Origin of the sequence: Mycoplasma leachii PG50 (genome assembly GCF_000183365.1) — a bacterium.
In the GTDB taxonomy this organism is placed as follows: Bacteria; Bacillota_I; Bacilli_A; order Mycoplasmatales; family Mycoplasmataceae; genus Mycoplasma; species Mycoplasma leachii.
The window spans coordinates 820383-833871 of sequence record NC_014751.1 but is presented as its reverse complement, the minus strand read 5'-3'; the positions used below and the strand labels follow the sequence as shown (position 1 = coordinate 833871).

Genomic DNA, 13489 nt, shown 5'->3' with positions numbered 1-13489 from the left:
GCTATTAGGCTTTTCTTTTTTATTTCTAGTTATACTTATTTAGATATTAATTAAAAATTGATGATTATTGCAGTATCTTAAATAACTTAATTTAAAATGTTTAACTTTATTTTAATTTTTTATAAATATAAAACTTATATTGTTGAATAAATTAAATCTTTTTATGTTAATCGCTTGCATATATATATATATATATCATTAACTTTATAGGTAATATGGAGGTTTTTGCTATGCACAATAGAGGAGAAGATAGCGAAAAAGATAGCAAAAATTCTCTACTAAATGAAAAACCAATATCTAAATATGTAATATGAGCTTTATATGATGATGCTGAAAGTAGTTATCAAAAAGCAATTAAAAAATACTTTGATAATGAATTTATAGTCTATTCTATTGGTATCAACGATCCTAGTAAAATAAAATTCAAAGAATCAGAAAATTATAAATATAAACAAATTGATTTATCATTACTTAACTTTAATTTAATAAATCAATTAAAACAATTAGAAAAACCAGATATTATCTTAGCTTCTCCACCATGTGAAAGTTGAAGTGGAGCTGATTGTGGTGGTAAGATGTTTGCCAAAATCACTACTACTTCAGAAAAAGTTGAAGATGATACTTCAATTTGAAAAGTTAGAAATAAAAAATACTACGATGAATATAATAAAACTGCTCATCCTGTTAAAAGAAGACTATTTTTGCAAAAAGAAATCGGAAGAATACTAGGAATTAGTACAATAGGAGCTACTATTCATATAATACAAACTTTTAAGCCTAAAATATGAATTATAGAAAATCCAGCAACAAGTAAAACTTGAGACTTTCAAAAACACCATTGAGATTTTCATAATAAATTCTATGAAAATAAAATTTATTACTCATCTTATGATATTGATTTTTCTTTAAAACCAACTATTTTTAAAAGCAATATAAAACTTGATCTACTAACAAATAGAAATAAAGGAAACAATGATCATATGGCAAGAGGAAGTTATTCAAAAAGAAGTTCAATTCCAAGTGAGTTGATCAAAGATATTATTAATCAAATCAAAATAAAACTAAATAAGAAAAGTAAATAATATATGGAATTTAAAGAAGAACTTAAAGAAATTATAAAGAATGCTATATTTCATACAGTTGGTACTAATGCTAAATCATATTTGAAAAGATTTAGAGATAATTATTTGGAGTTTAATAGCTTTTATATTTCACCAAGTAGCAAGATTAATAACAACATTAATGTTATGAATGAAAATGATAAAGAAATTGACATTTTTACTAGTGATGCTACTTATGATCAGTTTTGTTTAGTTTTAACTGCTTTTGGTTATATTAAAAATGTAAATGGTAATTGAAAAATAATTAATAAAGAATTATCTACAAAACAAATTGCAGATAACATTTTTTCAAAAAGTTTAAATAAGAATGTTTCAATATATAGACAAAGTAAAATAATCACGCTTTTAGTAAATTTAAACATTATTAATGAAAGTAACTATCAAGATTTCAAATTAAAAGGTAAAAGAACTAATCAAGTTAAAATTAAAAATTTAAAAGCAGAAGTATCTCCTTGAGAAAAAGATGTCTGTTTAGATGCTGAATTAATAACATATTGTCTTAAAAAAATAGAAAATTATGAGTTTATAAAAAAGGAAAAATAATTATGAAAAATCACTTAATTAAGGTTAGTCCTAGAAGTGTTAAAGAAATGTTTTCTTATTTACAAATAGTTGAAATACCTCTATATCAAAGACAATATTGTTGAAGCAAAGAAAATATTCACTCACTTTTAAATGACTTGTTAGATAGAGATTTAGATAACCGTCAGCACTTTTTTGGAACCATTACTGAAGCAACAGCTCCAATTGATACAGATAGTCCCAATGGTTTAAAACATCGAATAATTGATGGACAACAAAGATTAACTACTTGTCTTTTATTACTTCATTTTTTTAATAGCAAAATAATTAGAAATAAAGAATCAAATATTTTACAACAATCAATTTTTAAAGAAAAAGAATTAAAAATCAAAGAATTTACTTTAGAAAAATGCTTTGATAATCAAGAAACTTGATCTATATCAGAAGATATTAAAAAAATAATTAATTACTACACAAGTAGTGAGCTTGATAGTAGTGAAATAAATTTTAGTGATAAAAAAATAAAAGAAAATTATGAAATTATTAAAAATTTTTTTGATTCTAAAAAATTCAATGTTGATGATTATAAAAGATTATTAGATATTTTTTTAAATAAGTTTATTTTTTCATCATTGATTTATCCAATAAATGATCCATTTGAAGAAATGACTATTTTTGAAAATTTAAACTCTAAGGGCGTTCCTTTAGATGATCTAGACTTAGTTAAAAATATTATAATGCTAGCAGATCAAAATAAAGATCCAAAAGAAAACTTAAGACAATTTGATAAATACATTTGAAATTTAGTTTCAAATGGAGATTGAAAAAATAAAGATAAAGAAAAAGTAATTAGAGACTTTTTTGAAGAATTTTTAAAATGATACTTAAAAGATAATTATAAAAAATATGCATCTTATGAAATTTATAAAAATTTCAAATATTATATAAAGTCTAGTAAAGACAAAAATTGAAGTTTAACTAATATTTTACAAGAGTTAAAAAAATATCTGATTTTATATTTAACAATCACTAAACCAATAAAAACCAATCATATTGGAAATAATTTATGAATAAGAGTAATTGATCAAAAAAGAGTTTATATAGGTTTATTATTTGCATTATTTGATAAATTTTCAAACTTTGATACTAGCGTTGAAGAATGATCAGAAAATGCAACAATTATTAATTATATGAAAGTGTTTTCAATACATATTATAAGATTAATGTCTTATCAAGGAACAGGTCAATCACTTTCAGAATTTTGCTCATGATTTGAAGAACAAATAATTAAAGAAGAAAAAACTTATAAAGGCTTATTTAAAATTTTAAAAGATAATTCTATTAAAAAACCATTAAACGCTATATCTCCAGATGATATGCAAGTTAAAGAATCACTTTTAAATATTAAAGATACTGTTAAGTGAATTGCAAAAAGTGTTATTGATGTTGTTGAAACTACTATTTTAAATAATGCTAATGAAAAAATTAATCATACTAAAAAAACTACATTAGAACATATAATGCCTAAAACTTTAAGTTTAGAGTGAGTCAAATATATAGCAAGTAATGAAAAGATATCACAAGAAGATGTTATAGATAAGCATAAAACATATTTAAATAAAATAGGAAATTTATGCCTTATTGATTTAAGTAAAAATTCCAAAATAGGTAATGATTCATTTGAAGACAAAAAATCTAAACTTTATCGTATTGTTTCATCACCTTTAATTAATGGATCTGATAATTTAAGAGACTATAATATTGGTTCTATTAATTCTTATAGTATTTGGGGTTTTAAACAAATTCAAACAAGAACCGAACAAATTGTTGATCAATTTTTAAAAATCATTAATCAAATTAACTAATTACTTTTTAATATGTATAGCAATAGCAATAGCTATTGCTTTTTATTTTCTATTAGAAATAGTAAGATTTCTAATTAAATTTTCTAATTATTTATAATAAAAAAGAGGAGTTAATATACACTAGAAAGGGTTAGTATGATACAAAAAAATACACCAGGAGAAGCGTTAAGAACGTTTTTTAATCCAACAGTTTTTGGTTTTGAAATTCTAGCAGTATTTTTACTAGTTTTTTTAGTTTTAGTTTTTAGACTAATTGCAATATTATTAAAAAAACAACATAATAAGTTATTTTTATCAACTAGTTTTACAATAGCTACAGCTTTAGCTTTCTTTTTACCTTATGGATTTGCTTCAATTGGAGCAAAAACTTCAATAGCTCCATTTTTAAACCCATTAGTTGTCTTTTTTAAAGCAGTGTTTATTGGTTTTGGAAAATCTGGTCAAGAAAGTAATCAATTAGTAGGATTTATTTTAACCAATGGGATTTGATATATTTTATTTGCTCAATTTATTGGAGTAATTTTAAGTGTTTTAGCATTTTATTTATTTTTTAATAGTATTAAAAAAGTTAATAATAAAAAAATCGAATACCAATTTTTAAATACATTAACTTTAAGAGAGTTTTTTAAAAGCTCATCTGATTTATCAATACTTTCTTTTAGTATTAAAGAGTTTGTGTTTATTACTTTATTAATAATAGCTTTACCATTTATATCAGCAATTGATACAGCAATTTATAAGTTTGACCAATTTGGAATTATATTAATGGAATTGTTATTTATTTGAACTATATTATTTATTTCTTCATTTTTTGAATTTTTTACATTCCATTTAGCATTTCCTTTTATAGATATTATTTTTAAAACAATAGATTTTATTTTATTAAAAAAACAAAACCAAATTAGTGTTAAATCATATTTATTAGATTTATTAAAGTTTGTTTTAGTATTAGTATTTTCAATAATTATTCCTATAATAATTGGATTTATTAGTATAGCTATTAAGATGAAAACTGGAGTAGTTATATCAGTTGCTTAAGGATTTATATGATAAATAAAAAATATAAAAAATCAGTTCTTGTTGTACTTTGTAGTTTACCAATACTTTCAACTTCTATAGTTATTGGGTGTAAAACAACTCAAAATCAACAAGGTATTTATAAAATAGTAGATTTTGAAAAAGAAAACCAGATAAACATATTATCTGAAATTAATCAGTTTTTTGAAAAACACGACTTTAATGAACAACTAGTACAATTTGTTAATAAAGATTCACATAACTATATAACTCTAGATAGTTTAATGAAAAATAACTATGCAGCTAAATATGTTAAATTTGATAAAGATAAATTTAAACAAATTATTAAAAAAGAGTTTAATCTTTCTGATGATTATTTAAATAAGTTAGAAATAGAAGTTGATTACACTAATATTGATAGAGATTATTCTAATAATTTTGATATTGTTTTTCCTATTAGAATAAAAAGACAATTAGAAAATCATAAAAAAGCTAGTTATCAACCTGGATTATTTACTGAACAAATAATTAAGTTTAGATTAAAAAATGTAAAAAGTTCACCTAGTGAAGCGTTTTTTGCTGAAGAGTTAAAAGATGTTTTTAATAAGTTAAAAGAACTTAAATATGATAACTTTACAGCAAGAATTAAAACTAATATTTCTAATGAGCTTAAAAATCAAATAGATCAATGAAATATTAATGAATTAGACTCAACTCAACTTTCAAATATTTTTGAAATAAATATTTCTGAATTTGATCAATTAAAAACAAACAATCCTAATTTTGTTTTTAAATCAACAATTTTTGGTGTTGATTTTAGTGATAAAAATTTAGCTTTAAATGAAGGTTATTTAAAAGTTAGATTTGCAGTTAAAGAAAGTTTTGATTCATCTGAAAAAGCTAAAAAACTAATTGAAATTAATAAAGAAATTAATAACTTAGTTACAAAAAAAGAGAAATTAGAAAAAGATAAGTCTGATTCAAATAAAATAGAAATTGATAAATTAATTCAACAAATTAATCAAAAAACAATAGAACTAAAAGCGATTCAAAAAAAATCTTTACCAGCTGAAGCAGGAATAACTAAATTAATAAAATTTAAATTTGATTGAAATGATCAATTTTGAAAAAACATTAAATTAAATGAAGTTATTAAAATTGATACTATTAAATATGGAATTTCTAATACTGATTTTTTATCATTAACTAAAGATAATTTAATAGTTAAAATTCTTAATAAAGATGTTAGAAATGTTGATATTAAAAAAATAGAAAAAACTAATGATTTTAGAAATGCAAAATTAGTTTTAGATGTTTTATTAAAAGATAATAAAAAATTAGAATTAAATAAAAAAATAGGTGTTGGAAAATATAGTTTATTATATGAAAATGACTTTATAAAAAATAATATTCAAGCTCCTTATTTTACAACCGAAAGATTAACTCAAGAAAATTTACAATCTGTAAATAAAGACTTTTTTAGACAATTTGATTCAGAATTATTTTCTGGAGGTTATGCTTCATCAAGAGGATTTTATGCTCCAAAAATTACTACACCAATATTTATGCATATTGGAGAAGATTACGTAGCTAATGATTTTCAAGCTGTATTAATGCCATATGATGGAGAGATTATAGCTGCATATGAATTAACTACTAAAATACCATTTACTGGAGTTGGAACAGTTGTAGTTGTTAAAATAAAAGTTTCTGATTTAGATTGATCTCCTAAAGAAAAAGAAATCTATTTAAATGATAATAAAGAGCATATTTATATGTCATTTTTACATTTAGATGCATCAAGAACTTTAAATAATCAAAAATTAGGATGAAGCGCAGAAAAAGTTGTTTTAAATAACAATAGAACAATTCAAGTTGTTAAAAGTTTAACACCAGAAAAACCACAAAAAGTAGCAAAAAATACTATTATTGGTTATTTAGGTAATAATGCATCTAATGGTGGATGAATGAGTCATGCTCATGTTAACTTATATACAAATAGACCTAGTTATTTATCTGAAAATTATTTTTCAACTAAAGCTAATCAAGGATTATCTGAAGATAGAATCAAACAATATCATCAAAATATAAATGGAAAAGAAACTTGAAGACAATTTGGAAATATTGGTTTACATCAATCTCCACAAAGACCACCATACACTATAAATGAAGTTGATCAGATAACTGGAGTAGAAAAACTAGATGAAAATAAAAAGAAGATTGTAGTAAAAAATGAACAAGCTTTATTTTTACCAAACTTAAGTATGAGTTTATTTGAAAAAAGATTAGGTTATGCTAATCCAAATTTAGTGTATAGATTAAGAGATAATAAAACAGTTTCATTTAGTGTAAAAGAAGTAAATAAATTAACATAAAACTAAAACAGATCTTATGATCTGTTTTTTTGTTTTATATCAAAATAAATAGTTCTAACTTAGTTAATAACTTGGAATTAATATTTAAAAAAATATTAAAAAGAGTCATTCTCAAATATTCATATTTTCAAGTATTAAAATTTAGTTAGTAATTAATTTACTAATTTTATTCTTATAATAATTAAATTTTATTAACGTACTTATTTATAAAAAACTGAAAAATCATTTCAGTTGTCAAGGAGATTTATGTTTAAGAGCAAGAAATTGATAATTCCTTTACTAACTACACTAGCTGTTGTTCCTTCGCTTGTTGTAGTTTCTTGTAAAAATCCTTTATCTAATCAATCTTTAAGTGAAAAAATTTATTTAAACTATAATTTACAAACTGAAAAAGACAAACAAGAATTTGAAAACTATAACCAAATTAATATGTTAAGTGAAATTAATCAATATTTTACTAAACACGACCACAACAAAGATTTAGTTAAATTTACAACTGATGGTGCATCTGGAGATACAGTTGAATTTAACAATATAATGAAAAATAACTATGCATCAAAATATATAAAATTTGATCAAGATAAATTTAAAGAAATCATTAAAAAAGAATTTAATTTATCTGATAGTTTTTTAAAAAGATTAGAATTTGAAGTTGATTATAATAACATATCAAGAGATTATGGTAATAACTTTGATGTTATTTTTCCTATAAGAGTAAAACTTCCTTTAGTTAGTCATAATAATTTTAAATACCAACAAGGTTTATTCATTGAACAAACTTTTAAATTTAGAATTAAAAATGTAAAAGCAAGTGGTAGTGAAAAAATAGATGTATCTAGGATTAAAGATATATACAATGAACTTGTTAAATTAAAAGATAAAAATAGCTTTACAGCTAGTGTTAAAACAGTAACTGAAGAAACTAAAAAACTAGTTGATGAATGAGGAATTCATGAATTAAATTCAACTCAACTAAGTTCTATTTTTGATGTTAAAACTGAAGAATTTGTTAAATTAGTTAAAGATAAAGAAGTTGAACATAAAGTTACTATTACTGATGTAGATTTATCTGATCCTAGTCTAGCTATTAATGAAGGATTATTAAAATTAAGACTAGGTGTAAAAATTAAAGGAAAAGAAACTGAAACTGGTGTTAATGTTTGAATTAAGTTTAACTTTAATCAAAAAGACACATTTTGAAAAGAATTAAAAATAAGTGAATCTATTAAAGTTAATACTGTTAAGTTTTCTGAAACTAATACTGATTTTACTAAGTTAATGAATGACAATTTAATAATAAAATCTAAGTCTAAATTCATTAAAAATATTAAATTAAGTTCAATTGATAAAACAACAGATTATAGAAATTCTGGTGTACTTTTAGAAGTATTAACTAATGAAAGTAAAGATAATGTAATAAAACTACATAAAAAAATAGGTGTAGGAAAATACACAGATTTATATAGTGCTGATTTTACTAAAAATAATATTCACGCTCCTAACTTTGCAACTGAAAAATTAACTCAAGAAAATCTAAAAAGTATAAATAAAGACTTCTTTAGACAATTTGATTCAGAACTATTTTCTGGAGGGTATGCTAGATCTAGAGGATTTTATAGTGAAAAAGTAAAAAGTCCTAAATTTATGCACATAGGTGAAGATTATATAGCTAAAGACTTTGAAGCTGTATTAATGCCATATGATGGTGAAATTATAGCAGCTTATGAATTAAGTACTAATGTTCCATTTGCTGGTGTTGGTACTGTATTGGTTGCTAAAGTTCCAATTACTAGCCTACCATGATCTCCTAAACAAAAAGAAATCGAATTAAACGATAATAAAACACATATTTACATTTCGTTCTTACATTTAGATGCACAAAGAACCTTAAATAATGATAAACTAGGATGAACTGCTGAGACTGCAACATTAGGTGATAAAAGAACAGTAAAAGTTGTAAAAAGTGTCACTTCAAGCACACCAAAAAAAGTCTCAAAAGGTACAGTTATTGGTTATTTAGGCGATCATTCATCAAACGGTGGATGAATGAGTCATGCTCACATTAACTTATACACAAATAGACCTAATTATTTATCAGAAAATTATTTTTCATCTAAAACAACTAGAGCACAACTAGATGATAAAAGAGCCGAAGGTTATAAATCTAGTGTTTCAAATAATAAGTTTTCTACAATTGGAAATATAGGTGTTGAGCAAAAAACAGATACTAAAATATATCAAGTTGATCCTAAAACTGGTAAAGAAGATAAAAAGAAAGAAATCACAATTGAACTACCACAATACTATAATGGTTTAAGTATGTTAGGTTTTGAAAAAACTAAAGGTTATGCTAATCCAAATTTAATGTATAAATTAAGAGATGAAAGAACAGTTTCATTTAGTGTAAAAGAAGTTAACAAATTATAATAATTAGAAAAACAAATCTATATAGATTTGTTTTTATTTATTTTAATTAAAGTTTATAAATTTATATTTTTTATATTAAAATAAATAACAATAAAAAAAGGGAGTAGAAACATATGAATAAAGTTATCTATTTAGCTGGTGGTTGTTTTTGAGGTGTTGAGGCATATTTTTCTAAATTAAAAGGTGTAATTGATGCTGAAAATGGATATGCTAATGGGATTAGTGAAAAAACTAAATATTATAGTTTATCTAAAACTTTACATGCTGAAACAGTTAAAGTTACTTATGATTCAAATCAAATTTCACTAGAAGAATTACTAGTGCATTATTTTAGAATTATTCATCCTGATTCTTTAAATAAGCAAGGAAATGATGTAGGAACACAATATAGAACTGGTGTTTATTATACTGATATAAATGATAAAAAAGTTATTGAATTAGTGTTTTTAGAATACAAAAAACAATATGATGAATTTTATGTTGAATTAGAAGAATTAAAAAACTATATGACAGCTGAAGACTATCATCAAGATTATTTAGATAAAAACCCAACAGGTTATTGTCATGTTAATTTAAATATAGATTTTAATTTAACAAAAAAAGAAGAAGAACTTATTAAGTTAATAAGAAAAGAATTAAGTTTAGACGAATTAAGTTTAAATGTTTTAAAATATTCAGCAACAGAAAAACCACACACTTCAGAATTTAATGACGAACATAGAAAAGGTATTTATGTTGAAAAAATAACTGGAGAAGTGTTATTTGCTTCAAATACTAAGTTTAATGCTGGTTGTGGTTGGCCAAGTTTTACAGCTCCAATTAATAATAAAGCTGTTGAATATAAAGCAGATTATTCTCACAATATGCATAGAGTTGAAGTTAGATCAAAAACTGGAGACAACCATTTAGGACACGTTTTTAATGATGGTCCTAAAGAAATGGGTGGATTAAGATATTGTATTAATGGGGCAGCTATTGAATTTATTCCATATGAAGAAATGGAAAAAAAGGGGTATTCTGAATACAAAAAACTTTTAGATTAATTAATTAATATAACTTTATATTGATATATTTGCGAATTTCTAGATTCGTATTTTTTGTTTTAAAGAAAGGGCAAAAATGAAGCACTTATTAAAAATAATAAGTAGTTTAACTATATTAAGTACTGGTATTTTATCAGTTAGTTGCACTAATAAACAAACTAATCCTAATAAAAATATAAATGAGCAAAACAGTTCTTCAAGAAATAGAAGATCTATACCTGATACTTCTGAAATTAAATTAGAAACTGTAGTAAGTGAAGATATTAAAAATAAAGGTCTAACAGCTTTACAAAAAGTTTTTAAAGAACAAGAAGAAGCTTTTGGTAGTTTTCAACTTATCAAGATGTTGTTGATCAATTAAAAGTTTATTTAAAGGATTCTAATATTTATCATCTAAATTATTTAAAACTAGCTAATGAAGATCAAAAAAATACAAAGTTGCAAGTTGATAATAATAGTAGTGAAATAAATAAGTTAAATATTAGTTATTTTAATAAAACAATTACTTTTATTCCTAAAACAGTTTTAAAAGACGAAGTTAAAGAAAAATATGATAAATCTAAAAATCAATTATTACAAATTGGTTATAAACTAGATAATACGTTAAAAAGTATAAAAATGAACACAGTTGACAAAAATACAAAAAAAGTTCCACTGCATCTTCCTTTAAAAATTAATTCATTAGACAATGCATTTAGAAATTTAGAATCAGAACGTATAGATAATTTAGATAAATGAAAAATAACTAATGTAAAATACTTAACTGAAACATTTAGTGATACAACAACTTTTGATCAAGATATTAGTAATTGAGATGTTTCAAATGTTATTGATATAACTAAAATGTTTGCTGGAGCAAGTAAATTTAATCAAGATTTAAATTCTTGAGATACAAAAAATGTTAAAGAATGCATGGAATGTTTTGAGATGCTGAAAATTTCAATGGTTCTGTGTTTAAGTTAAATGTAAAAAAAGTTGAAGATATGCAAATTATGTTTAGTGGAGCTTTTAATTTCAATCAGGATTTAAATGAATGAGATACTTCTAAAGTAGAAAATATGGCAGTGTCGAATGTTTAGTAAAACAAAATTATTTAATGGTGATATTACTAAATGAAATATATCTAATGTTACATCGATGAGACAAATGTTCCAAGGCGCAAAAGGATTTAAACGTAGTTTAAGTTCTTGAAAACCAATAAAAGTAACTCACGCAAAAGATTTTAGAAAAGATGCTGAATCAAATATACCAAAAGAAAATCTTCCAAAGTTTTCAGAAGAAATACTTAAAACATTATAACTAGATATCAGAAACACTCATTAAAAAATGAAACTTATAACTAAAAAATAAGTTTCATTTTTTAATTTTTAAATAGTGTAAAATATAAATAGTATAAGAAGGTTGGTGTAAAAATGCTGGTATCTTTTATTATTGTGTCTCAAACACATTTAAATAGATTAAAAACAACTATTGACTCTATAAAACATCAAACTAATGACTCACACCAAACTATTATTATAAATGACTCTAAATATACAGATAATGCAAAAAGAAAATATATAAAAGAAATTTTTGATAATTCAAATAACATCATTTTAAGCGAAAATAATATTCCACAAGATACTTCAAGTGATTGAAACATTGCAATGGGATTAGCAACAGGAAAATATGTTGTTTTTGTTAAAGAAGGCGATTTTTTATATCCCAATTTTGTTGAACAAATTCAAAAAGTATCTGAGAAAAACAATGCTGATTTAATAGAATTTAATCAAAATTATAATGGTTTACTTGAAGATCAAATTTCATATAATCTTTTAAAAGGTAATAAATTATATGATTTAAATAAAAATTATGAAGTATTTGCTTATATTCAAAGACTTATTTATACTAAAGCTTTTAAACTTGAGATAATTAAACAAAAAAATTTAAGCTTTAGAAGAAAAGTTAGATTTGACCACTTATTTACTTATAAATTTTTATCTTTAGCAAATAATTGTTATATACTTGATGACTATTTATCATTGCATAGAATTTCTATTATGAAATATTCAGCTTTTGATTTATTAAGACAATGACCACACATTATTAATTACTTTAGACAAATTGATAAATATAAAGTTCTTTCAGATCAATTAACTTATGCTCATTATTATCAAACTTGTTATAAATTTTTAAATTTAATTGAAAAATATAACAACCCTGTTTTATATAAAAAAGCTTTGAATTTTACTCAAAGTAAAGTAAAAAACAAAATTAATGGTTTTGTTAAAAAAAATAAAATCTTTTTAGAAAATAAAGATCCTGAATTTAATAAAAGAATGAATGATTTTGAGCGTTTTATATATAGTGAACTTAAAAAAATAAAATAATGAGCGATTCTTTAATTACTAGTAAAACAAATGATCTTAAACTAGATATTAATAACTACAAATTAGCTAGTTTATGAAAAGTTTTTTTTGCTAGGCTTTTTGATTTGTTAATTTGCTCAATTCCATTAATTATCATTTCAATTTTTCTTAAAATTAAAATTGGTGATATTATAAGTTTGCTTGCTAAGTATTTAGTATCTTTTGTGTGAACTTTTTTTTATTTTGTTGTTTTAAGTTTTTTATTAAAAGGAAATAGTTGTTGTAAAAAACTTTTTAAAATAGAGCTAAAAAGTTTAAATACTAAAAAAATTAGTTTTAAACAAGTATTAGTTAGAGAAATTTGATTTATTTTTATCCCTTTATTTATTGGTTTTATTTTTACAATTATTTTTGCTCTTTTATTACCTAGTAATTTTGTAAAAAAACAAGCTTGAAGAATCTCTTTATCTTTAATTGTTTATCAAATAGGTTTAGTTATTGTTTTATTTTGATTTTTAGGATTGATGATTTCAATTAGACTACAAGCTAATCATCAATCTTTTATTGATATTAAATTGAATTTAATTGTAATTGAAAAACAAAAAACAATAGTAAATAAACAAATTAAATCTAATAAAATTTTAACTAGAAATGATAAACATATTTCTTTAAATGAACAACCTGGTAATTTTGATTTAGAATTTATAAATGAGTTAAAACAAGATTTAGATAGTGATGATCTAAAAGATAAAAAAAATAGTGAGTAGATGG

General features: G+C 22.6%; 13 protein-coding genes. All 13 read left to right on the top strand.

Translation table 4 applies throughout. The features are described from left to right. Positions 1-215 precede the first annotated feature (215 nt). Complete coding sequence (locus tag MSB_RS03675; RefSeq protein ID WP_041362482.1) at positions 216-1082, top strand: hypothetical protein; 867 nt, start codon at positions 216-218, stop codon at positions 1080-1082. A gap of 3 nt (positions 1083-1085) precedes the next feature. Then, positions 1086-1664 (top strand): hypothetical protein, encoded by a 579-nt coding sequence (locus tag MSB_RS03670; protein ID WP_013448000.1) that lies wholly within the window; start codon positions 1086-1088, stop codon positions 1662-1664. A gap of 2 nt (positions 1665-1666) precedes the next feature. Next, positions 1667-3508, top strand: coding sequence for a DUF262 domain-containing protein (locus MSB_RS03665; protein WP_013447999.1), 1842 nt, complete (start codon positions 1667-1669; stop codon positions 3506-3508). A 135-nt stretch (positions 3509-3643) separates the two neighbouring features. Beyond that, a complete protein-coding gene (locus MSB_RS03660; protein WP_013447998.1) occupies positions 3644-4546 on the top strand; it encodes an MAG4940 family membrane protein in 903 nt (300 codons plus the stop codon). Positions 4547-4554: 8 nt separating this feature from the next. Next, a complete protein-coding gene (locus MSB_RS03655) occupies positions 4555-6900 on the top strand; it encodes an MSC_0775 family lipoprotein (RefSeq protein WP_013447997.1) in 2346 nt (781 codons plus the stop codon). 246 nt (positions 6901-7146) lie between these two features. Continuing rightward, positions 7147-9327, top strand: a complete 2181-nt coding sequence (locus tag MSB_RS03650) for an MSC_0775 family lipoprotein (protein WP_013447996.1) — start codon at positions 7147-7149, stop codon at positions 9325-9327. A gap of 113 nt (positions 9328-9440) precedes the next feature. Beyond that, entirely contained in the window at positions 9441-10370 is a 930-nt protein-coding gene (msrB, locus tag MSB_RS03645) for a peptide-methionine (R)-S-oxide reductase MsrB (protein WP_013447995.1), read from the top strand. Positions 10371-10446: 76 nt separating this feature from the next. Next, the gene (locus MSB_RS05270) at positions 10447-10731 is read left to right on the top strand and encodes a hypothetical protein (protein ID WP_013447994.1); all 285 of its coding nucleotides are present in this window, start codon (positions 10447-10449) and stop codon (positions 10729-10731) included. Between the two features lie 77 nt (positions 10732-10808). After that, entirely contained in the window at positions 10809-11333 is a 525-nt protein-coding gene (locus MSB_RS05265) for a BspA family leucine-rich repeat surface protein (RefSeq protein WP_013447993.1), read from the top strand. Positions 11334-11353: 20 nt separating this feature from the next. Continuing rightward, positions 11354-11449 carry a DUF285 domain-containing protein gene (locus tag MSB_RS05255; RefSeq protein WP_238523230.1) on the top strand — a complete coding sequence of 32 codons (96 nt, stop codon included), beginning with the start codon at positions 11354-11356 and terminating at the stop codon, positions 11447-11449. Beyond that, positions 11442-11669, top strand: a complete 228-nt coding sequence (locus MSB_RS05250) for a BspA family leucine-rich repeat surface protein (protein ID WP_013447991.1) — start codon at positions 11442-11444, stop codon at positions 11667-11669. The genes MSB_RS05255 and MSB_RS05250 overlap by 8 nt, the downstream gene beginning before the upstream one ends. A gap of 113 nt (positions 11670-11782) precedes the next feature. Further along, positions 11783-12739 (top strand): glycosyltransferase, encoded by a 957-nt coding sequence (locus tag MSB_RS03625; RefSeq protein WP_013447990.1) that lies wholly within the window; start codon positions 11783-11785, stop codon positions 12737-12739. Then, on the top strand, positions 12739-13485 hold the full coding sequence (locus tag MSB_RS03620; protein WP_013447989.1) for an RDD family protein: 747 nt from the start codon (positions 12739-12741) through the stop codon (positions 13483-13485). Before MSB_RS03625 ends, MSB_RS03620 begins: the two co-directional genes overlap by 1 nt. The last annotated feature ends 4 nt before the right edge of the window (positions 13486-13489 follow it).